Origin of the sequence: Acinetobacter terrestris, assembly GCF_004331155.1 — a bacterium.
Taxonomy (GTDB): domain Bacteria; phylum Pseudomonadota; class Gammaproteobacteria; order Pseudomonadales; family Moraxellaceae; genus Acinetobacter; species Acinetobacter terrestris.
In genome coordinates, this window is sequence record NZ_SJNZ01000014.1 from 87,510 (window position 1) to 110,626 (window position 23,117).

At 41.5% G+C, this 23,117-nt stretch carries 22 protein-coding genes and 2 pseudogenes; 19 read left to right on the top strand and 5 right to left on the bottom strand.

From position 1 onward, the window contains the following. Positions 1-7: 7 nt before the first annotated feature. The 16 genes and pseudogenes from E0H81_RS09590 (at position 8) to ureC (ending at position 15,734) form a co-directional block, all read left to right on the top strand. Complete coding sequence (locus E0H81_RS09590; protein WP_131318475.1) at positions 8-781, top strand: enoyl-CoA hydratase; 774 nt, start codon at positions 8-10, stop codon at positions 779-781. 34 nt (positions 782-815) lie between these two features. After that, positions 816-1,883, top strand: a complete 1,068-nt coding sequence (locus E0H81_RS09595; protein WP_131318477.1) for an enoyl-CoA hydratase/isomerase family protein — start codon at positions 816-818, stop codon at positions 1,881-1,883. A 46-nt stretch (positions 1,884-1,929) separates the two neighbouring features. Further along, positions 1,930-3,282: an MFS transporter gene (locus E0H81_RS09600; RefSeq protein WP_131318479.1), complete on the top strand. Its 1,353-nt coding sequence runs from the start codon at positions 1,930-1,932 to the stop codon at positions 3,280-3,282. A gap of 536 nt (positions 3,283-3,818) precedes the next feature. Next, positions 3,819-5,099: an urea ABC transporter substrate-binding protein gene (urtA, locus tag E0H81_RS09605; protein WP_131269431.1), complete on the top strand. Its 1,281-nt coding sequence runs from the start codon at positions 3,819-3,821 to the stop codon at positions 5,097-5,099. Positions 5,100-5,329: 230 nt separating this feature from the next. After that, a pseudogene (gene urtB, locus E0H81_RS09610) lies at positions 5,330-6,856 on the top strand (urea ABC transporter permease subunit UrtB); the annotation flags it as partial. Between the two features lie 5 nt (positions 6,857-6,861). Then, positions 6,862-7,932 carry an urea ABC transporter permease subunit UrtC gene (urtC, locus tag E0H81_RS09615; RefSeq protein ID WP_131318483.1) on the top strand — a complete coding sequence of 357 codons (1,071 nt, stop codon included), beginning with the start codon at positions 6,862-6,864 and terminating at the stop codon, positions 7,930-7,932. Continuing rightward, entirely contained in the window at positions 7,933-8,760 is an 828-nt protein-coding gene (urtD, locus tag E0H81_RS09620) for an urea ABC transporter ATP-binding protein UrtD (RefSeq protein ID WP_131318486.1), read from the top strand. 10 nt (positions 8,761-8,770) lie between these two features. Beyond that, positions 8,771-9,469 (top strand): urea ABC transporter ATP-binding subunit UrtE, encoded by a 699-nt coding sequence (gene urtE / locus E0H81_RS09625; protein ID WP_131318488.1) that lies wholly within the window; start codon positions 8,771-8,773, stop codon positions 9,467-9,469. A 361-nt stretch (positions 9,470-9,830) separates the two neighbouring features. After that, positions 9,831-10,313: an urease accessory protein UreE gene (gene ureE / locus E0H81_RS09630; protein ID WP_131318490.1), complete on the top strand. Its 483-nt coding sequence runs from the start codon at positions 9,831-9,833 to the stop codon at positions 10,311-10,313. Next, positions 10,300-10,965 (top strand): urease accessory protein UreF, encoded by a 666-nt coding sequence (locus E0H81_RS09635; protein WP_131318492.1) that lies wholly within the window; start codon positions 10,300-10,302, stop codon positions 10,963-10,965. Before ureE ends, E0H81_RS09635 begins: the two co-directional genes overlap by 14 nt. A 35-nt stretch (positions 10,966-11,000) precedes the next feature. Further along, the gene (gene ureG / locus E0H81_RS09640) at positions 11,001-11,615 is read left to right on the top strand and encodes an urease accessory protein UreG (protein ID WP_131318494.1); all 615 of its coding nucleotides are present in this window, start codon (positions 11,001-11,003) and stop codon (positions 11,613-11,615) included. A gap of 11 nt (positions 11,616-11,626) precedes the next feature. Next, the gene (locus tag E0H81_RS09645; protein WP_131318496.1) at positions 11,627-12,193 is read left to right on the top strand and encodes a HupE/UreJ family protein; all 567 of its coding nucleotides are present in this window, start codon (positions 11,627-11,629) and stop codon (positions 12,191-12,193) included. Positions 12,194-12,215: 22 nt separating this feature from the next. Then, the gene (locus E0H81_RS09650; protein ID WP_131318498.1) at positions 12,216-13,112 is read left to right on the top strand and encodes an urease accessory protein UreD; all 897 of its coding nucleotides are present in this window, start codon (positions 12,216-12,218) and stop codon (positions 13,110-13,112) included. 253 nt (positions 13,113-13,365) lie between these two features. Continuing rightward, the gene (ureA, locus tag E0H81_RS09655) at positions 13,366-13,668 is read left to right on the top strand and encodes an urease subunit gamma (protein WP_131318500.1); all 303 of its coding nucleotides are present in this window, start codon (positions 13,366-13,368) and stop codon (positions 13,666-13,668) included. A 20-nt stretch (positions 13,669-13,688) separates the two neighbouring features. Next, the gene (locus E0H81_RS09660; RefSeq protein ID WP_131318502.1) at positions 13,689-14,000 is read left to right on the top strand and encodes an urease subunit beta; all 312 of its coding nucleotides are present in this window, start codon (positions 13,689-13,691) and stop codon (positions 13,998-14,000) included. A 33-nt stretch (positions 14,001-14,033) separates the two neighbouring features. After that, positions 14,034-15,734, top strand: a complete 1,701-nt coding sequence (gene ureC / locus E0H81_RS09665; protein ID WP_131318505.1) for an urease subunit alpha — start codon at positions 14,034-14,036, stop codon at positions 15,732-15,734. A 442-nt stretch (positions 15,735-16,176) separates the two neighbouring features. Here the strand turns inward: ureC and E0H81_RS09670 are convergent, their stop codons facing one another. Then, positions 16,177-17,109, bottom strand: a complete 933-nt coding sequence (locus tag E0H81_RS09670; RefSeq protein ID WP_131318507.1) for a LysR family transcriptional regulator — start codon at positions 17,107-17,109, stop codon at positions 16,177-16,179. 133 nt (positions 17,110-17,242) lie between these two features. Here E0H81_RS09670 and E0H81_RS09675 point away from each other — a divergent pair, with 133 nt between their 5' ends. Further along, entirely contained in the window at positions 17,243-17,668 is a 426-nt protein-coding gene (locus tag E0H81_RS09675) for a DMT family transporter (RefSeq protein ID WP_067723222.1), read from the top strand. Positions 17,669-17,683: 15 nt separating this feature from the next. Then, entirely contained in the window at positions 17,684-18,175 is a 492-nt protein-coding gene (locus E0H81_RS09680) for a DMT family transporter (RefSeq protein WP_131269391.1), read from the top strand. Positions 18,176-18,255: 80 nt separating this feature from the next. On the opposite strand, the gene E0H81_RS09685 is transcribed toward E0H81_RS09680, so the two are convergent. The 3 genes from E0H81_RS09685 to E0H81_RS09700 all read right to left on the bottom strand — a co-directional run bounded on the left by E0H81_RS09685 (position 18,256) and on the right by E0H81_RS09700 (position 21,222). Next, positions 18,256-18,705, bottom strand: a complete 450-nt coding sequence (locus E0H81_RS09685) for a hypothetical protein (protein WP_131269390.1) — start codon at positions 18,703-18,705, stop codon at positions 18,256-18,258. 1,150 nt (positions 18,706-19,855) lie between these two features. Continuing rightward, a complete protein-coding gene (locus tag E0H81_RS09695) occupies positions 19,856-20,815 on the bottom strand; it encodes a sensor domain-containing diguanylate cyclase (RefSeq protein WP_131318509.1) in 960 nt (319 codons plus the stop codon). 212 nt (positions 20,816-21,027) lie between these two features. Then, positions 21,028-21,222: a hypothetical protein gene (locus tag E0H81_RS09700; protein ID WP_131269386.1), complete on the bottom strand. Its 195-nt coding sequence runs from the start codon at positions 21,220-21,222 to the stop codon at positions 21,028-21,030. 1,548 nt (positions 21,223-22,770) lie between these two features. Here E0H81_RS09700 and E0H81_RS09710 point away from each other — a divergent pair. After that, positions 22,771-22,935: pseudogene (locus tag E0H81_RS09710) on the top strand (transposase); the annotation flags it as partial. 8 nt (positions 22,936-22,943) lie between these two features. Here the strand turns inward: E0H81_RS09710 and E0H81_RS09715 are convergent. Beyond that, a partial coding sequence (locus E0H81_RS09715; protein WP_165492614.1) for a transposase occupies positions 22,944-23,117 on the bottom strand: 174 nt, incomplete at its 5' end.

Sequence of the window (23,117 nt, forward strand, 5' to 3'; positions counted from 1 at the left end):
TTTTATCATGCAATGGCAAACGATTTTATTGGAACAGCGTAACGGTGTCGGACTGATTACCTTAAACCGTCCGCAAGCGTTAAATGCACTGAATAACCAGCTGATTGTTGAAGTCAATCAGGCCCTTGATCAGCTGGAAAAAGACCCGAAGATTGGCTGTATTGTCATCACCGGTTCAGAAAAAGCCTTTGCTGCCGGGGCCGATATTAAAGAAATGGCGGACCTAAACTTTCCGCAAATTTATCTGGATGATTTTTTCAGTCTGGCCGACCGGATTGCACAGCGCCGTAAACCTTTAATTGCAGCGGTGAGTGGCTATGCCTTAGGCGGTGGTTGTGAACTGGCGCTGATGTGCGACTTTATTTACTGTGCCGATAATGCAAAATTTGGCTTGCCTGAAGTCACCTTAGGCGTATTACCCGGCATTGGTGGAACCCAGCGTTTAACTTTGGCGATTGGTAAAGCCAAAGCCATGGAAATGTGCCTGACCGCACGGCAGATGGGTGCACAGGAAGCCGAGCAAAGTGGCTTGGTGGCACGGGTATTTGCCAAAGAAGAGTTACTGGAACAGACCTTGCAAGCCGCAGAAAAGATTGCCGAAAAATCACTGACCGCGGTGATGATGATTAAAGAGTCGATTAACCGGGCCTTTGAAGTCAGTCTGGCCGAGGGACTGCGTTTTGAACGACGGGTCTTCCATTCTATTTTTGCCGGTTCTGATCAGAAAGAAGGCATGCAGGCCTTTGTCGAAAAACGCCCGGCCAAATTTACCCATCAATAAAACTCAAACAGCAAACTCAAACAGGAAAATAATAATGAGTATTGAAAATAATTTAGCCATTCGCGTACAGGGCAGTCTGGGCATTATTAGCCTGGACCGTATCCAGCATTTAAATGCCTTAACCCTGCCGATGATCCAGGGCATTCAGGCACAATTAGATCAGTGGCGTCATGACCCAAAGGTGCACGCCATCCTGATCAATTCCAACAGCCCAAAAGCTTTCTGTGCTGGGGGAGATATTCGCTATCTGTATGACAGTTATCAAGCGGGAAATACCCAATATCAGGATTTTTTTGCCACTGAATATACGATGCTGAGTACGCTACGCAACTTCCCTAAGGCCGTCATTGTGTTGATGGATGGTTATGTGCTGGGTGGCGGCTTTGGCTTGGCTCAAGCCTGCCATATCAAGGTGAGCAGTGAAAAATCCCGTTTTGCCATGCCAGAAACAGTGATTGGTTTTTTCCCCGATGTGGGAGCGACCCATTTTCTGTCCAGACACGATGAAATCGGGGTTTATCTGGCGCTAACCGGTGATCAAATCAGTAGCAGTGATGCGCTGCATTTGGATCTGGTCGATTACCATGTCCCAAGTGAACGCTTTGCTGAATTACAGGCTACCTTCATTGCTGCACCTGCTTTGAACCCGACTGAAATCAGAAAAATTATCAGTACGTTCATTACCGATCCTGCAGAAAGTGAGTTACAAAAACGTGCAGACCTGATTAATCAGCATTTTGCCTATCAAAATCTCGATGAAATTGAACACAGTCTGACCTATGAAAAGGGCAGTACAGATCAGGCCTGGGCAGATAAAACCTTGACCACCTTGCAACAACGTCCTGTCATGGCAAAAAAGACCAGTTTGAAGTTACAGCAGGTCGGGCAGAATCTGTCGCTGGAAAAATGCATGCAGTTAGAACGAGATTTACAGGATATCTGGTTAGAGCAGGGGGATTTTATCGAAGGTGTGCGAGCGCTCATTATTGATAAAGACAAGAATCCGCAGTGGCAAACTGACAATTCAAAATTTGAAAAAACCCTGGAGAAAATCTGGCCAGTATGGACTAAACAGCATATAGATTCGCTTTGTTATAAATAACGAAGATGGTCACGGACGACACGGTTAAAAAATACAAGAGGGATATATGGAACCCGTACAAGAATCACAAGCTCAAGCTAAAAAGTCTTCGCACCGGCTAGCGGGTGTCTCCAGCATGGTGGGCACCACCATTGAATGGTACGATTTTTTTATTTACGGTGCAGCTGCCGCATTAATTTTCAATAAACTTTTTTTTCCTAACCTCGATCCCTTGATGGGGGTCATGGCCGCATTTGCCACTTATGCTGTCGGATTTATTGGTCGGCCTTTGGGCGGCATTGTCTTTGGTCATTTTGGAGACAAAATCGGCCGTAAAGCAATGTTATTGACGACGCTCATTATGATGGGTATTCCTACCGTTCTGATTGGTCTATTGCCGACCTATGAAAGCATTGGCTATTGGGCGACGGTATGCCTTGTGATACTGCGCTTTATCCAAGGTATGGCAATGGGAGGAGAATGGGGCGGCGCCGTTCTGATGGCAGTCGAACATGCACCCGAAGGAGGCAAAGGCTTTTGGGGCAGTTTACCTCAGGCAAGTGCCGGTGGCGGACTCATGCTTGCATCGATCGCACTGGGTCTGGTGTCCATGTTGCCAGAAGCCAGCCTATTTAGCTGGGGATGGAGAATTCCATTCCTTGCCAGTATCGTACTGTTAGGCGTTGGCTGGTATATACGAGTCAAAGTACCCGAATCCCCAGATTTTGAAAAAGTTAAAGACCAGGCACAAGAAATTAAAGTACCGGCTTTACAAGTTTTCAAAAATCATCCCCGGGAGCTGATAACGATTATTTTTGCTCGTGCAGCTGAGAATGCATGGTTTTATATTGCTTCAACCTTCGCACTCGCCTATACCACGACAAAACTCGGTATTCCCCGTCAAGACATCCTTTTCGCAACGATTTGTGGGGGTGGCCTGATTATGATTATGACGCCTTTATTTGGACACCTCTCAGATAAGGTCGGTCAGAGAAACATGTTCATGTTTGGTCTGGTGGTGCTTTTATTTTATTGTTATCCATTTTTCAGCATGTTGGATACCAAAGACCCTCTATTGGTCTGGACTGCAATCGTATTGGGCATTGGTGTGGTCTTCCCACTGATGTATGCACCACAATCACAGTTGTTTGCGCGACAATTCCCGACTGAAATTAGATATAGCGGTATTTCGATTTCTGTGCAGTTTGCCGGAGTCATTGGTGGAGGCTTAGCTCCGCTGATTGCAACTAAACTTTTAAGTGTGGGTGAGGGCAGCCCGCATTTGATTATTAACTACATCATGGGCATGGCGATCTTTGCAATCTTCTGTACATTCTTTATGAAGGGTGACCAGTTCAATCGTCATCCCTCAAAGGTAATGCTAAAAAATGCAGCGGAATCGGATTTATCCAGTTCCTAATCGGCATGAACCATCATCAACCCATTAAAAAAATGGGGAATGACAGGTTTATATTGAGCGAAATTTAGCGACTCGGCTCAACTGGAATTTTAAGCAATTTAGTCCCGGTTGGGCAGCGGCCGTTTAAGTACAGGCTTTAATAGGTCAGTTAGATTGCACGTGGAGAAAACCTGACAGGCTTTATTAAAAGCAGCCTTTATTAAAATGCAATTCCACGCAAAGGCTTAAAGGCTCCCAAACAATCAAAAAATATCCTTTTATTAGAAAAGTTTTGTAGTCAGGCTTATTAACAATCTCCGAGCTTGATCATCGATTCCGCATCATCATCTGCCAATTATTCATCTTTATTTCATTACTATTATGTAGCAGTGGTTCTATTTTAGTGCTGATCGAATAAAAACAACGCAGCATTTAATTATTAATATCTAAAATAAACATAGGTTTAAGCTTAAATAATGACAACTGGCACATTATTTGAATAACTCAATCTGACTTTACAAGAAAATGCCTTAAAAAGGGTCGGAGAATAAATGATGATGCAACAAAAATTGATTTCTAAAAGTTTATTTACTGCTGCATTGCTGGCAAGCATTACGCTTGCAGGATGCTCAAAGCCAGCTGAAAAAAGTGAAGCCACCCAGCCTGAAACGAAAGCAGCTGCTCCAAGTGGCGATACGATCAAAGTGGGTATTTTACATTCTCTTTCAGGCACGATGGCAATTTCTGAAACCTCATTAAAAGATACCGCTTTAATGGCGATCAATGAAATTAATGCAAATGGGGGAGTATTGGGTAAAAAACTGGAAGCTGTCGTGGTCGACCCGGCTTCCGATTGGCCTTTATTTGCAGAACGTGCACGTCAGTTAATTACTCAAGATAAGGTGGCGGTGATTTTTGGTGCCTGGACTTCAGTATCGCGTAAATCTGTGCTGCCCGTAGTTGAAGAGCTGAATGGCTTAATGTTCTATCCGGTTCAATATGAAGGACAGGAACAATCCAAAAATATTTTCTACACCGGTGCTGCACCCAACCAGCAAGCGATTCCCGCAGTTGAATATCTCATGAGTGAAGAGGGCGGTAACGCCAAGCGTTTTGTATTGTTGGGCACAGACTATGTCTATCCACGGACCACCAACAAAATCCTGCGTGCATTCTTAAAATCTAAAGGTATTGCTGAAAGCGATATTATGGAAGAGTACACACCTTTTGGTCACAGTAATTATCAAACCATTGTGGGGAATGTAAAGAAATTTGCTGCCGGTAAAAAGACTGCGGTTATTTCAACCATCAATGGCGATTCCAACGTACCGTTCTACCGTGAATTGGGTAACCAGGGCATAAAAGCGTCGGATATTCCGGTTATGGCGTTTTCAGTGGGTGAGGAAGAGCTTCGCGGCATTGATACCAAGCCGCTGGTGGGACACTTGGCAGCCTGGAACTATTTCATGACCGTGAAAAATCCGGCCAATACTCAATTTACTGATAAATATAAAAAATTTGCAGTGGAGTATAAATTGCCCAATGCAGCCAAGGTGGTCACCAATGATCCTATGGAAGCAACTTATGTCGGCATTAACATGTGGAAGCAAGCGGTAGAAAAAGCGGGCTCCACAGAGGTCGATAAAGTACGTGAAGCAATGGCGGGGCAAACTTTTGCAGCTCCATCGGGTTATACCTTGAAAATGGATGAAATCAACCATCATTTACATAAGCCGGTCATGATTGGCGAGATTCGTGGCGATGGTCAGTTTGATATTGTGTACAAAACCCCGAGTGCTATAAAAGCGGAGCCATGGAGCCCGTATATTCCTAAATAAGTTTTCCCAAAGCCTGTTGCATCTGCAGCAGGCTTTTTTGATTTATTTTTCCCTCATGGAAATAACACTTAATAGGGAGGTTTAGCATGATTCATCGAATAAATTACCCCATTATTCTATTCATTATGACTCAATTTTTTTTGCTGCAAAATTTGCATGCAGAAACACCCCATGCTTCTTCAGCAGAAAATTCTCAAGTCATTACGCCGCTTGAAAATACGCATCAGCTCGCTGCTTCATCGGGTGATGCGATTCAACAATTTGTCCATGCAGGATTTTCTGAACGTCGCACCATGTTAAACCAATGGCCAGCCAGCATTGAAGAACTGGATCGTTTGGTGGCCTATGTAGACAATAATGAACTGTATACCGATGGTTCCGGACACACCTATATTTTAAAAAATGATGAAAAACTGTTTAGCTATCCAGATGAACAGGTTTTAGAGACCTGGCCAGCAGATTTATCCCAGGTCACCTTGGTGAACACCTTGCGTAAGGCATTGAGCTTTGGACAAGCCAAAGTCAGATTACAGTCCGAAGAGGCTTCGCAGCGTTTAGAAGCCATCGATATTCTAGAAAATAATCTATCCGAATTAGATCCGGCAATGGTCAATGCGCTGTATTTAAATGAAACGAATCATCAGGTTAAAGCCCGATTAGAACAACTCAAGGCACGTCTGGACTATGGCAGTACAGATGTATTGGTCAAGATCCAGGCAGCAAAAGTACTCAAACAATCAAATCGTCCCGATGTACTGGCTTTGGTTGAACAAGAACTCCAACAACCGAATTTAAATCCAGAATTAAAAGCGGCATTAGTGGATGCCAAAGGAAGTATTAAAACCCGGCTTCAAGCCAGTGAATGGACAGGACATATCTTTTCAGGTTTGAGTACCGCTAGCATTTTATTATTGGCGGCCTTAGGTTTAGCCATTACTTACGGTTTGCTGGGGGTCATCAATATGGCGCATGGCGAACTGATCATGATTGGTGCCTATACCACCTATGTGGTACAGAGCCTGTTCAAGAGCCATTTTTCAGGATATGTCGACTGGTATCTGATTGCTGCAATTCCCGCAGCATTCGTGGTCAGTGCATTGATTGGCATGTTGATTGAAAGGACCGTGATTCGTCCCTTATATGGTCGTCAGCTTGAAACCTTGTTGGCAACCTTTGGGGTCAGCTTGATCTTAATGCAATTGGTGCGGATGATTTTCGGTGCACAGAATGTTGAAGTCTCCAATATTTCATGGCTTTCTGGGGGGATTTCAATCACCCCCAGCCTGATGCTGCCTTATAACCGCATTGCTATTATCGTCTTTACTGTGGCTGTTTTTCTGCTCCTGGTTTATCTGCTGAATAAAACCCGTTTTGGCCTATTCGTTCGTGCCGTTACACAAAACCGTCAAATGGCACGTGCCGTGGGGATTCGTTCAAGCCGTATTGACATGCTGGCTTTTGGTTTGGGTTCAGGTCTGGCAGGCTTGGCAGGGTGTGCCCTGGCACAGGTCGGTAACGTTGGCCCGGACTTGGGTCAAAACTACATTATCGATGCTTTTTTAGTTGTAGTCGTCGGTGGTGTAGGACAAGTCTGGGGGGCCGTTCTTGCCGCACTGGGTTTAGGCATCAGCGGTACCGTTCTAGAGATTGGCATGGGTGCGGTACTGGCAAAAATTATTTTACTGGTTCTTGTGATTTTGTTTATTCAAAAACGCCCACAAGGTTTATTCGCCATTAAAGGCCGATTTGTGGAGTAAGTACGATGAAAATCACATCATTCCTGTCCGATCAACCGTATAGCGCAGTGGCCATTGCCGTGTGCTTTGCCATCATGCTGATTTTACCCTGGTTCCATTTGCTGCCAAGCGATTCAAGTCTGCATCTTTCTGCATACTGGGTGACCCTCATTGGCAAAATCATGTGCTTGGCCCTGGTGGCTTTGGCGCTTGATTTGGTCTGGGGCTATGCCGGCATTTTAAGTCTGGGGCATGGCCTGTATTTTGCTCTCGGGGGTTATGCCTTTGGGATGTACCTGATGCGTGAATCCGCAGGGGACGGCTTGCCTGACTTCATGCGCTTTTTAAGCTGGACGGAACTGCCATGGTACTGGGTCGGAACAGAACATATTTTATGGTCACTCACCTTGGTGATCCTGGTTCCCGGACTGATCGCTTTTATCTTCGGGTATTTTGCTTTCCGTTCAAAAATTAAGGGCGTGTATTTTTCTATCATCACCCAGGCCATGACTTTTGCAGCAGCCTTATTGTTCTTCCGCAATGAAACCGGCTTTGGCGGGAATAACGGTTTTACTGGTTTTAAAACCCTGTTAGGTCTGGATATTACCTCGACCTCAATGCGTGCCAGCTTATGCTTTATCACCGCATTGGTCTTACTACTGAGTTTTATCGGCTTACGTCATTTGATGAATAAGCCTTATGGACGTGTATTGGGGGCAATTCGGGACAGTGAAAACCGTCTGCAATATTTAGGTTATCGAACTCTCTGGTACAAGCTGTCTGCATGGGTACTTTCTGCGGTCATCGCAGGTATTGCTGGAGCATTGTATGTACCACAGGCCGGGATTATTAACCCGAGTGAAATGAACCCTGTGAATTCTATTGAAATGGCGGTATGGGTTGCGGCAGGTGGTCGGGGAACCTTGATTGGACCCATTCTGGGGGCAGGTTTGATTAATGGCGTGAAGACCTATTTCACTGTGGCTTATCCAGAAGTATGGTTGCTCATTCTCGGAGCACTGTTCATCGTCGTGACCATTTTCCTGCCTAAAGGGGTGATTGGTATGTTCGACCGCTTTAAAAAGGAGAAAAACTAAATGTCAGATTTAGGATTAAACGCACCACAACATGGCGGTCAACTGGGTGAAGGCTATGGACGTTTAAGAGCAGCCGGACCTGACTTTAGCCATGGCATCGCTTTATATTTAGAAAAAGTCAGTGTCTGGTTTGATGCATTCCAGGCCTTAAACGATTTGTCGCTTTACATCAATGAAGGTGAATTGCGCTGCATCATCGGGCCGAATGGAGCGGGTAAAACCACGCTGATGGATGTGATTACCGGGAAGACCCGACCCACACAAGGCACAGCATTTTTCGGTCAAAACTATAACCTGGCAAAAATGAGCACCGAAGAAATTGCTGAAGCCGGGATTGGTCGAAAATTTCAAAAACCCACCGTTTTTGAAAATTTCACCGTGATGGAAAACCTGCTCTTGGCCGCACCTAAAAATAAACAGGTGAAGAAAAGTTTTTTTAGCAAGCTCGAGCCAGATGCTCAACTGGCTTTGGAACAATCTCTCGAGCAAATTCGATTGAAAGAATTGATCAACAAGCCAGCAGGTTTATTGTCGCATGGCCAAAAGCAATGGCTTGAAATTGGCATGTTGTTGATGCAGCGTCCAAAACTGATTTTGCTGGATGAACCTGTGGCCGGGATGACCGATGCCGAAACGGAACACACGGCTGAACTCTGCTTGGAATTGAAAAAAAGTCATACCTTGATTGTGGTGGAGCATGACATGAGTTTCATTAACAGTATCAGCGAAAAAGTGACGGTACTCGCGCAGGGGGCAATTTTAGCGGAAGGGACATTGGCGGAAGTTCAGGCCAATGAAGATGTAATTGAAAAATATTTGGGACGTTAAGGAGCAGGCCATGTTAGAAGTCAAAGACGTCAATCAGTTTTATGGTGGCAGTCATATTTTACGTAATGTGTCTTTCCAGGCTCCTGTGGGTAAATGTTCGGTTGTGCTTGGACGCAATGGCGTAGGAAAAACCACTTTATTGAAATGTTTGATGGGCATCTTGCCGATTAGATCGGGACAGATTCTACTGGATGGAAAAGACATTTCAAGAATGAGTCCCGAACAACGTGTTCGCGCTGGCTTGGCCTATGTTCCACAAGGACGGGATATTTTTTCGACCTTGACTGTAGAAGAAAACATCCTGATTGGCATGGCGAAATTTTCAGGCGCTAAAACCCGGAAAGTGCCTGAGCATCTTTACGAGATTTTCCCTGTACTTGATCAAATGAAACATCGCCGTGGCGGAGATTTATCCGGTGGTCAGCAACAGCAGCTTGCCATTGCCCGTGCCTTAGCTTCAGAACCGCGTGTGTTGATTTTAGATGAACCCACTGAAGGAATTCAGCCATCGATTATTAAAGATATTGGCAAGGTAATTCGTAAACTTGCTGATGGCGGGGAAATGGCCATTATTTTAGTGGAGCAGTTCTATGACTTCGCTGAAGAGCTGGCGGATGGCTATACCGTGATGGCGCGTGGACAAGTGATTGCGCAGGGTGCGGGGAATGAAATGCCAGAGAAAGGAATTAAGGAGCTGGTGGCAATTTAGCTATTTTTAAAAAATGGAGGAGCTGTCCTCCTTTTTTCATATGTTTGCTTCATCATGAAAGCATCTTTATTTGAACAGTATCCTAAGCAAGGACTAGCTGGGATTTAAACCCTGAAAAAGTAAAGTCTTTCCCAAGCTTCGCCGATGAATTTTGAACGGCTATCATCCGTGTCATTTAAAAATAAAAGATATCCCATCGGGAATTTTTTAATCCATCTACGCGCTAATACCTGATCTTTAAGAACAACTTGGTATGAGAATTGCTTAATAATCATAATGATGCACTTTTATATCCAGCTTGCTCTTATTGCTTTATTTTGGATCAAAAGGTGAAATCAAGAAAGACTGAAATGGAGCGAAAATGAAAATTTATACTCAACGATTAGAACAACTTAAGCCTAAACAGCAGTTCGAGACGATTGAATTAACTTTTGACGTGCGTCAAAAGAGCCGTTTTCGTGCAACTTTAAAAAATGGGGTTGATATTGGTGCAGATTTGCCGCGCAACGGCATTTTGCGTAGTGGTGCTTATATTGCTACAGCACAGGGCGATGTACTTCAGGTGAATGCACAAGCTGAAAGCCTCATGCAAGTGACAGCACAATCTGAATTTGATCTGTTAAAAGCAGCTTACCATTTGGGCAATCGTCACGTTCCTTTAATGTTAACGCCTACTGCACTTTATTTTGAACCCGACCATGTACTGGCGGAGATGGTGATGGGTTTAGGACTCAGAGTGACAGAAACGTTACATCCTTTTGAACCTGAAAGTGGCGCCTATGCCCAACATCAGCATGATCATCGCTTAAGCCCAATTAAAGCCTTACATCATGTCCATCACTAATGCAGCCCAGTTGCTGAGTCTGCTCACACTATCATCTACGGCCTTGCCCATTGGAGCATATTGCTATTCGCAAGGGGTGGAAAGTGCGATTGAACGCGGCATGATTCATGATGAAACATCCAGTATTGCATACTTTGAGGAAGTGCTCGAGATGCTGTTAATCCGTTTCGAATTACCGTTGTTAAAGCGCCTAATGCAATGCTTTGATGACACAGCGCAATTTGAATATTGGGCCAATATCTATCGTGCAAGCCGTGAAAGCAAAGAGTTGCTCGCCGAATCGACCCAGTTGGCTTTTTCACTCAATGCCTGGATTCGCGACGTTTTAAAACAACCGGTCATGGTCAAAAAACAGCTCGGGTTTATGCCGGTGTATGGGCATTTATGTGGCACTTTAGCGTTGAACTCAGCCGATGTACTCACGGCTTATACCTTCACCGTATTAGAAAACCAGGTGTTGGCTGCGGTCAAAACAGTACCGCTAGGACAAATGAGTGGACAACGGATTTTATGGCATTTACATGCGCTTATACCTGACGCCATTCAGCGTGCCTTGGCCTTAGAAGATGGTGAAATCAGTAGCGCTTTACCACAATATGCCATGCTCAGCATGCAGCATGAAAACCAGTATTCAAGATTGTTCAGATCGTAAATAGAGAAATCAAAGCAATAACAGGGGAAATACAGATGTCAGAACGTAGTCCATTACGGGTTGGAATTGGCGGACCGGTCGGTTCAGGTAAAACAGCGCTAACCCTCAATTTATGTCAGGCGTTGCGTGAAAAATACAATATGGCCGTGGTCACCAATGACATCTATACCAAAGAAGATTCTAACTTCCTGACCCGTCATGAAGCGATGTCTCCAGAGCGCATTGTGGGCGTAGAAACGGGCGGTTGTCCGCATACCGCCATTCGTGAAGATGCGTCAATTAACCTGGCGGCGATTGATGACTTGTGTGAAAAATTCGAAGGGTTAGAGCTGATCATCATTGAAAGCGGTGGCGATAATTTAGCGGCAACCTTTAGTCCAGAACTGTCTGATTTAACCTTGTACGTGATTGATGTCGGTGGCGGCGAAAAAATTCCACGCAAAGGTGGTCCGGGTATTACCAAATCTGACCTATTGATTATCAACAAAACAGATTTGGCACCTATGGTTGGTGCCAACCTGGATGTGATGGATCAAGACGCCAAACGCATGCGCGGCGAAAAACCATTTCTATTTTCCAATATGAAAACCAAGGATGGGCTTGAATCCATTATTTCTTTTATTGAAAAGCAAGGTTTGTTTAAGGCTTAAGCAGGAGCACGATGTCAATGTTAAAAAAAATAATTGCTGTTGGGTTAAGCAGCTTACCGATGATGGTGATGGCACACCCGGGTCATGCCCATGAAAGCAGTTTTTGGACGGGCTTTAGCCATCCTTTTACCGGATTAGATCACCTGATGATGGCCATTGCTTTTGGGGTATTGCTTTGGAGCGCCACTCAACGCTGGAAAGTCGCAGGCTTTTTCGGTTTAGCGGCAGCGATGATTGCAGGATTTGTTTTAGGACAGCTGCAAGTGTTGCCGAATGTTTTTGCAGAATATGGCATTGTTTTGTCTTTGGCGGTGGTGGCGACAGCACTATTGATGAAATCCAATCGTATTTTTGCTGTCGCGACCATGGTGCTCGCAAGTTTCCATGGCGTGGCACATGGCAATGAACTGGGACAATCAGGACACATGCTGCAACTTATGTTGGGGATGGTCAGTGCGATGTCGATTATTTATCTGATCGGTTTAGGCTTAGGGGCGTTTACTCAAAAATACCTGCCACAGGGTCGCAAGATTATTGCAGCATTGGCAGCAATCCTTGCTGTTATTGGTCTCGCTTAATGCGTTTTAAGCAGTATTGATCATGAATATGTTGAGCTCAGCCATTACACAAACAGTAGATGTGCAGAACCCATCGCAGCTTTGGTATGCGTGCCTCGAGCTTGGTTTTCGTTATCAGGCTGCGCAGCAACGCACGACCTTGGCACATCGAAAACATTCGGGTCCGGTTCGGGTACAAAAGATGCTTTGGCCGGAAAAGAGCGGAATCTGTCATGCCATTATTGTGCATCCTCCAGCAGGTATTGCCGGAGGCGACCACTTGACTTTTAACCTGCAGGTAGATGCCGATGCTCATGCCCTGGTGACCACGCCCGGTGCCGGGAAATGGTACAAAACCAACGGTAAATCGGCCTTTCAGCATATTCAGATTCGCTTAAAGGATAACGCTATTTTTGAATGGCTGCCGCAAGAAACCATGTTGTTTAATGGCGCACATGCGCATTCTGAAACCGCCATTCATTTGGATACAGCGTCCAGTTTTATCGGCTGGGATATGTTGGTGATTGGTCGCCAAGCCTGTGCAGAGCAGTTTACGAATGGTCAATACCGCAATCATTTTAAGCTGCTACGCGAAGATAAATTGCTGCTAGCGGACAGTTTGAATTTTGTCGGCAATGATCGCTGGTTAAGCTCATGTCTGGGGATGAATGGTCAGGCCGTCATGGGCAGTTTTTGGGCTGTTGCACCGGAAAAATATCGTGCCACTGTGTATCTAGAAGAATATGTTGCCGTAATTCGTGAGCTGATTACGCGGATGAAAATTAATGTCACTTTGACGGTACTCGGCGATGTCATTTGCGCACGTTTTTTAGGAGACGATGTACGGCAGTGTCATGATGCTTTTGCTGCTATTCGGGCAAGGTTAAGACGTTACTGGTTTGATTTAGATGAAGAGTTTCCAAGAATCTGGCGGACATAGTTTAATTTTTATTAGCCCTCCTCCCAACCTTCGTCAAATGGAGAAAGAGTATTTTACATTGACGTTATGAGTGTTTTCCCTCCCTTTGGGAGGGAGTTAGAGGGAGGGGTAAAAGGTGAAGGTTTTAAATTACCTCTCCCTTGCGAACTCAGAATATATTCTGAGGATTCTCATTTCCTAAGAGAAAAGGGAATTTAAGACATACCTTGCACATATTTTGCTTAGTCATAAATACATGAATTAGGAACCGTTTATGGAACTGAATCCTACAGAAAAAGACAAACTGCTGATTTTTACTGCAGGCTTAGTCGCAGAGCGTCGTAAAGCCCGTGGCTTAAAACTCAACTATCCTGAGGCGATTGCCTATATTTCTGCGGCACTGCTTGAAGGTGCACGTGATGGCATGAGCGTCAGTGAACTGATGCATTTTGGCACAACCTTACTTAGCCGTGATGACGTAATGGATGGTATTGCCGAGATGATTGCTGAAGTGCAAGTGGAAGCCACCTTTCCTGACGGTTCAAAACTGATTACTGTCCATCAACCGATTATTTAAACAAAAATAAGGATAAGCCGATGATTCCGGGTGAAGTCATCACGCCTGATCGTGATATTGAATTAAATGTAGGACGTGAAACCTTGAAAATGAGTGTGGCCAATGCGGGCGACCGACCAATTCAGATTGGGTCACATTTTCATTTTGCTGAAGCCAATGATGCTTTGCAATTTGACCGCAATGCGGCACGTGGCTACCGGCTGAATATTGCTGCCGGTACGGCTATACGGTTTGAACCCGGGCAAAGCCGAAATGTTGAACTCATTGCATTGGCCGGAAAACGTGAAGTTTATGGCTTTGCAGGACGAGTGATGGGTAAGCTCGATTCATAAAAATTACATCAGAATGATAAAGGTTTATAAATCATGAAAATGTCACGTCGCGCGTATGCCGAAATGTTTGGTCCAACGGTAGGTGATCGGGTCCGCTTAGCCGATACTGAACTGTTTATTGAAGTTGAACAGGACTTCACCACTTATGGTGAAGAAGTAAAATTCGGTGGCGGGAAAGTCATTCGTGATGGCATGGGACAATCGCAGCTTTTGTCATCAGAAGTGGCTGACACTGTCATTACAAATGCCCTGATTATCGATTGGTGGGGCATCGTCAAAGCCGATGTTGGCTTAAAAAATGGACGAATCTGGAAAATTGGTAAAGCCGGAAATCCTGATATTCAGCCCAATATCACCATACCTTTAGGTGCAGCAACCGAAGTGATTGCCGGTGAAGGTCAGATTTTAACTGCAGGCGGTATCGACACACATATTCACTGGATTTGCCCGCAACAAGTTGAAACGGCACTGATGTCTGGAACGACTACCATGATTGGCGGTGGTACCGGACCCGCGGCAGGCACATCTGCAACCACGGTTACACCGGGACCATGGCATATTGCCACCATGCTACAAGCCATTGATGACTTACCCATGAACATTGGTTTGCTCGGTAAAGGCAACCTAAGTTTGCCCGATCCGATTCGTGAACAGATTGAAGCGGGCGTGGTTGGATTGAAATTGCATGAAGATTGGGGATCAACGCCTGCAGCCATCGACAATTGTTTAACGGTCGCGGACGAATATGATGTGCAAGTGGCCATTCACACTGACACCCTGAATGAAAGTGGTTTTTTGGAAGAAACTTTGGCGGCATTTAAAAACCGCACAATTCATACCTATCATACCGAAGGTGCCGGTGGTGGGCATGCACCGGATATTTTAAAAGCGATTGGTCAGCCGAATGTCTTGCCATCTTCAACCAATCCAACCCGTCCGTATACTGTGAATACGATTGATGAACATCTGGATATGTTGATGGTCTGCCATCATTTAGACCCCTCTATTTCGGAAGATGTGGCTTTTGCAGAAAGTCGGATTCGCCGTGAAACCATTGCTGCGGAAGATATTTTGCAGGACTTGGGTGCCATCGCGATGATGTCATCTGATTCGCAAGCCATGGGACGGGTTGGTGAAGTCATTATTCGTACCTGGCAAACCGCACATAAAATGAAAGTGCAGCGCGGTTCATTAGACGGCGACACTGCCGCACATGACAATAATCGCGTCAAACGTTACATTGCCAAATATACGATTAACCCTGCCATTACCCACGGTTTAAGCCATGAAATTGGTTCAGTTGAGGAAGGTAAACTGGCCGATTTAGTGCTCTGGAAACCGGCATTTTTTGGTGTGAAACCGGCCATGATTATTAAGGGTGGGATGATTGCAGCAGCACCGATGGGGGACATTAATGCCTCTATTCCAACGCCGCAGCCTGTGCATTACCGTCCGATGTTTGGGGCAAGCGCACGCGGTGTGCATAACACCTGTATTACCTTTTTGTCACAAGCCGGAATTAACAATGGTGTGGCGGAAAAGTTAGGGCTGAAAAAAATCATTTCACCGGTTAAAAATACCCGAAATATTTCTAAAGCCGATATGAAGCACAACACCTATACACCGGTTATGGAAGTGGATCCGGAGATTTATGAAGTGCGTGCGGATGGGGTGCATTTGACTTGTGAACCGGCGGAAGTGCTACCGATGGCGCAAAGGTATTTTTTGTTTTGATTTACCTCTCCCTGATCCTTACTTGCGCTAAGTTTTAAAGCTGTGCTTTAAAACTTGCTCAGGAGAGGGAATTTCCATTATTTAAATAAATGTCACGCGATATATCGTGGGTCATTCATTTAAGCTGCTTATGGATAAGTACGGGGTAGCTGGTATGACTATAGTTTAAAGTTACATACTTGAATACAGAGTTTGTTCTTATTCATAAAGTAGGCCCCTTCATTTGTTCAGATTAAGCAGTCAAGCTAATCAGATTCGTGGAACATTGTTCAAAGAGTAGGCGTGGAACATGAGAAATCATAAAAAAAAGCCCATTCGAGGGTGAATGGGCTTTTTACAATTTCATATCATACTGATTTTAAAAGATAAAAAAATAGAATTTCGTATAAGGTGTATTATGTTAATTTAAGAAATACTAAAATAAACGTCTTTTTAATAGGTTTTAAAAAGTAAGAATATTATCCCAATAAGGAGGGCTTCCAATTTCCTTTAATATAAAATCTAAAACGGTTCTCACCTTTTTTGAACGAATTCTGTTTTCAGGAGAGACTAAATGAATCCCAACAACATAAGGTTCTACTGTGCAAAGCCATTTAGGGAGCAATTTAACCAATTGCTTGTTTTTAAAATAATCTTCTTCAAAAATCCATGTAGGGAATAATACAATCCCTCTACCTTCCAATGCCGCTGAAACCAACACTTCAGCATTGTTACTCTTTAAAGGACCTTGGGGTTCTATTTCAATAGGCTTGTCGAGTTCATTTTGGCGAAAGTACCATCTTTGACTCCCCGAAACGCCTTTATAAACAAGGCATTGATGTTTCTGAATATCTTGAGGTGTTTTAGGTGTTCCGTAGCGCTCAAGGTATTCAGGGCTCGCACACAATACGTAGGTCTGATCACATACTTTTCTTGCGATCAGTGCTGAATCTTGCAGTGATCCAATCCGAATCGTAATATCGGCACCTTCTTGGACAGGATCAATAAATGTATCTGTCAGGATTAGTTCCACTGAAAGGTCGGGATAGATATCATGCAGTTGATTAACAATGCGAGATATATGTAATCGCCCTAGGGCAACTGCGGTATTAATACGTACCAATCCTCTCACATTTGAATTTTTCCCTGTGGCCTCTTCGTTGGCAAAGTCCAACGTATCGAGTACCTCCTTGATTTGGATATAGTACTTCTCCCCAATTTCAGTCAGCCGAACGGATCGTGTATTACGATAAAAAAGCTGCTGTCCAATGTCTTGTTCAAGTTTAGAAATAAACCGAGATACAGAAGAAGAGGGAACTTGAAAATGTTTGGCTGTCGCAGAAAAGCTGCCAGTAGTCGCGACCATTGCAAAGTAACGTAATGCTTTTAACTGCATTTATATTTTTCCCCAAAATATATCAAGTAAGACTATTGTTGTGATTATAGCAATTATGTTTTGAAAAATGATCAATTGTAGCTTTCTAACAACCCAATATAATTCACATCTCTTCTTCCCTCATAAGTAATGTATGAAACAGTTATGGATTTTACCATTGGTCTTTTTTGCTGGCATGGGGCTATCTATTGAAGCTGGTTTGCTGGGACCATTGGGTGAAGAAATTGGGCATATTTGGGCCACATTAGGCATTTTTGCGTTGGGTTCTATTCTATTAACATTTGGTCTTATTTTTGGTCGTCCACGACTCTCTCTTATGTTCAAACAACCACGCTGGCTACTTGCAGGCGGCCTGTTAGGTCCAATATATGTCGTCTCTTTAACTGTAGCTACGCCCCTCATTGGCGTTGGTTTGACAATGGTAGGTATTTTATTTGGTCAAGTAGCTGCCAGCCTAATTATTGATCATTGGGGCTTATTAGGCAGTAATAAACGAGCTGTAGACAAGTATCGTATCGGGGCGCTCATTGCCATTTTAGCTGCGCTCTGGCTCATTTAATAAGGAAGTTTTCCAATGATTTATATAATGTTACTCGTTGTTATTCTTGGTGGAGCTGTCTTATGTGCCCAGTCATCAATCAATGGTCGTCTAGGTTCAGAAGTAGGAGTGTTAGAAAGTTCTTGGTTAACATTTGTGATGGGCACACTTATTAGTTTCTTAATAGCATTCTTCTTTGAACCACAGTATTCTTTAAATTTATTTACTGCTCCAAGATGGCAGCTAACAGGCGCATTTTTTGGTGTTACCTATATGTTAATAGTTGTGTTTGCTATGCCTAGACTTGGTGCTGCTGCAACAACTGTTGCTGTAATAAGTGGACAGTTAGTAATGAGTTTATTAATTGATAATTTTGGCTGGTTTAATAATGCTGTTATCACTATGGATGGATCGAGAGTTGCTGCTCTTGTACTGTTAGCTATCGCTCTATTTTTTATCTATAAAAGTAATGTTACAGCTAAAAGTCCGCCTACCATCCATTCAGTCGATCTAGATAATAATTGTTAGAAGCTAGAACTTCCCTCCATTTAAAATAATGGTGCTGATGCAAATGTAAAAAACTGAGACAATTCAATTTTTTATCTTCTTTAGTGAACTAAACCTAGATATCGGTAGGCAGGAGAGTTTTTGGTATAGCGTAAATACTCAGGGCTGATTTTTCCAGAAGCTTGAATTAATCGTATGTCAATAAATTTTATGTCTTTCGATATTCTTATGAATGGCTGTGGTAATTGCTTATAATCCTTAAATACAGGGGTATTTTCTGGAAAATTGGCAGGGTCAAAATTAATGCTTATCTCACTCAAATTTTGAGTTTTTGTCTGAAACATTTGTACAGGTTTAATTTTTGTTAAGATAAATAAACGCGCGAATTGTAAAACTGCCTTCATAACTACTGCATTATCTTGGATCAGACACATAGGTTCAGCTTTAAATGAAGTTTGATAAAGATTTTGAACGAGACTTACAGAGTCGAGCTGCTGCGTTTTAATTTGTTTACCAGATTTAATCTGTACCCAAGTATTATATTCACGCATCGTACCGCCTGCAGATACATCAAAAATATAAAATTTCAGTTTTTATCAGGGCTGTAGGAAATATTTAATTTTCCTGCTTTAACTAATTGGGTAAATCCATAGAGCAACAAGTAAATTGATGAAAAAGCCCTTTCATGAGTGAATAATTTTTTATAACAAAATATCTTTCTGATTTTATATGATAATTTAATTAAGGTACTGTCCCCAGTAGAAATATCCGCTTTTAGCTACCTCTAATATAGATGCAATCAGTGTATTCAACATATAGATTTGTTATCATAATAAAATATCAAAGCAAGAATATTTCGCATGAGCAGTAATTATGAATATATATATACATTTTTTCATGTGTCGGGATCAATATTACCCACTCATAAAGTTTTCAAAAGTTTGACAGATAATCAAGCTAAATTAGTTTTTGCGGATAATTCTTTTTTGTATGCTGTAGTTTCGGATTGGATATCTAATAATAGGCATTTGGATACTAGAAAATCGACTTGGCAGGATGAATCCAAATTATTTTTATCAAATGAATTAAAAGCATTAACACTCTATAGAACGCGTAATCCATCTTTTAAAACTGACATAATTTAACCTGTTAATATAAAGACAATTAAGACGCTATGCTTTAAGTCAATGGGGTTTTTGGTTTTTCATTTTGCCCCGATGATATTTATTTGTTTTATGAAAGAAAACCTCATGTAATAATTTTGATATATGTCATACTTGGAATATACAAAATATATAAAAGGTTAGAATGTTTCACACCAACTCCTTGTTAACGATAGAACAAATTTATAATTTTTTAAAAGAATCTCCAGATTTCATGAATTATAGCCAATTTGATAAGTTGAAAGTTTTTTTCTCTGAACTTCATGACCATGAAATGGGTGACTTTGAGGCGAATAAACCATTAAAATTTACACTAAATTTTGATAAATCCTGGCTAGTAATACATGCTATAGCTGCTCCAATTTTTAATAATAAAGAATTATTTCTGAACTGGGTCTGTATACGATTGAACGTAGCGATTTAAACTAAAAGGACTGAGTTTTGTAGAATACAGAAATCAGTCCTTAAAACTCGATTAATCAACCGTCCACTTTCAGGGACAGATAAGCAGGAATTAAAGCCATAAATGTAGGCTGTCTCATTCTTCCAGTGATGTAATAAGTTCAGATTTCATTTGACGTTTATGTTCAAACATCTTTTTATCTGCTTGTTCAGCCGCTAAAAGTAGCCCACGGCTCGGTTGACGCATAGAAAAACCAATCGCTATACTAATTGTTGTATGTGAAAAAGCATCTACGATTCTCTTGAAAAGCCTTTCTGCTCCTGCCTTATTATTTTCTCTGCTTAGAATGACAAATTCATCACCGCCTAAGCGAGCCACAATATCATTGCTACGCACCGTATCCCTTAACACATGGGCCGCCTGCTGAATGAGTTGATCTCCTACAATATGCCCTAAGTTATCGTTTACTTCTTTTAGATTATTAATATCAATAAAAAACACCGCAGCAGGATGACCATAATGCTTACAACGCTCTTCCTCTTTACTCATTAACTCATCCCAGGCTCGACGGTTATATAATCCCGTTAATCCATCTCTAAAAGCTTTCGTCCTTAAATGCTTAAACTCACGAGCATGTTCATTTTGACGAAGCTCGGCTTGAAGAATTTTACTCAGTAAGTTTCCAAGCAATTCGATTATTTGAATATCTTGAACTATCGTTTCAGGTTTTGGATGAGGATCAATTGCACACAAGGTACCAAATAAGCTGCCATCTTCATTGAGGATGGGCTGACCTATGTAGGATTTAATACTTACTTGTTGACTAATCGGTGCACTGGAATACAAGGGAATGTCTTCTGATCGAGGAGCGATTTTCGGTGCTTTTCCTTTAACCATATGAGAGCAGAAAGAATCTGCCCATTTAAATACCTGTCCTGGTTTAACACCATAACCATGGTCTTCGCTCTGCAATACGATCCAGTCTTTGCCTTCTACCCGAGTGATCATCCATAAATCAAATTCAAAGCGCTTATGAAGAAACTGCAAAATAGCTTGGCCTGCTTCTTCAAAATTTTTAAAGTTTATATTGTTCATCTGATCAACCTATGATACTGATTTAAAAATAATATATCTCTATGATTTAATTAAAAATAAAATCATAGACATAAGCTGATGAATTACAGTAACCAAATTTTTAAAGCGTATCTATGAGCAAACTTAAAAAAATGCTACCGTACCTTTGTTAATAAAATATTTTTAGACTATTAGAGCTTGAAGGTGATTTTATAAAATCACTATTTTATTTTCTATTGGTCATGTCTGAATCGCTCTTTTTTAGCTTCTCCGACTAATTTTCTTAATTCCTTATTCTTTTTATTAGCCTCTTCTACTAGCATTTTTATTTCAACACTCCTTCTTCTTTTTTCTTCTTTAAATATATACAGACCTAAACTAAGGGTGAAAACTGTTAATAATGAAGCAGTCATAACTACTTTTTGCATATTTTCTCTTTTACGATAGTATTTGAAAAATATCAAATTTTCTTAGTTCTGAAGAAAGCACGTGTATGTACTTTTAAATACTGATTGTGATTTTAACCGCAACAATATTCTTCAGCATTCGGTTATTTTTGACTTTGAGTTACTCTGAGTCCAGTAGTTGATCTTACAAGTAGCGTTTTGAATGCCTAAACTGGCGATTTCGCTAAAGTGAGCAGAAACATCTGAACCTGATTCTGGCTGGATGAAACCTTGAGTTTCGTTAAACCGTTTTACAGGACTATTAAAAATATTTGAGTTTTAAATAATAAACTCTATGAATTTTTAATCATGTCATTGACTGGTTATAACGGGGGGAAATAATAAAGAATGGAACTTAAAATCTGAAAAAACGAAGGATTATGACTAAAACTGCGATACTTAAAGTAGATTTACCGAAACAATACTTTTTTACTTATTTAAGTGAATTATATAGGAAATAAAATAATTAATCAAGTTAACTGATAAGTATATTTATTTTATTTATAAGAATCTTGGTTTACGAAAATTTAGACTTACTAAATAGTTTTACCTATCCATCTTCCTTTCTCCTAACCCGGGAAAGGGTAGCTTATCCTGACTTCCAAACACGTGATGGAAGTTTACAATATTCTTCTTAACTTATTGTTTTTGGGCCACAGGTTATTTTTTATGTTAATCCACTAAATGTTATTCAATATGTTTCGGTGGATGATGATTTATCTGGTAGGGCAGAAAAATAAAAAGAAAAAATTTGATAAAATAATTACTTGGTTAATTTTTCAGATCGCAGCTAACAATTGTATCTTTAATTTAATAACTTCATCAAACATTAAAAATCCAAGTCAAAATTAAAATTTATTATGAGTTATTATTAACATCAAGAAGATAGTAAATATTATTAAAAACAATAACTTATATTATATATGAGGTGATTTTATGGTAGGTAATAATCATTATTATAAGTGAATATAGTGGTGTTTACCTGAACCCGGCATTGCTATCTATCTAATCTACACACATTAGTCCTAAGCCCCCCTTATGAAATAACTTCTTAGATTAATACAAATGTAAAAAAACTATATCTGGTTTACTTGTTGGTCTAGTTGCAGCCTCTTTCACAATGATTACGATGGCCGCTCCAGTATAGGATTATCAACATCCACCTGCTAAACATCATATTAATAAAAACCCCAACCACTAAAACATGATTTTAAAATAGGTTCAGATCAAAAAGTACCTTTATAACATAATGTGAAAAATGAGCATTCGGATCATAAAAACCAGAATTGACACTAATAAAATAAAAAGCCAATAAGTCTAAAAACTGATTGGCTTTTTCTCGTAATCTCGTTGCTTTGAAATAAGAATTTAGATTTATCTATTTAATACATAACTACTAAGCATAACTCGCTATAATTTAGTTCTATCTAGCTATATCACTTCTTTATGAAAAAACACTGGTAATGCTCCCCGCAAATAATTGGACTTAAAAGTAGAAAATCGAATACCCTTGATTTAAGGAGACTTTCTATGAAAATATCTAAATATTCAGACAGCTTAATTATGAGTATTTTGAAACAAGCTGAAGCAGGAACACCTGTTCCAAACCTTTGCCGTGAGCATGGAATGAGCACCGCAACTTTCTATAAGTGGAAGTCTAAATATGGCGGAATGGATCTTTCCATGATGACTAGGGCGTGTCCTCATTTGGCTTTGCACCAAATAAACAAACAAGCCAAGAACAACATGGACTTATAATTACGAGCCAACTTTTCAAAACGAGTGGCAATACCACGAAAATGCTTTAATCGGGCAAAGGCATTTTCAACAAGATGCCTTAGACGATAGAGGTAGTGATCAAAGTCTATATTTGGTTT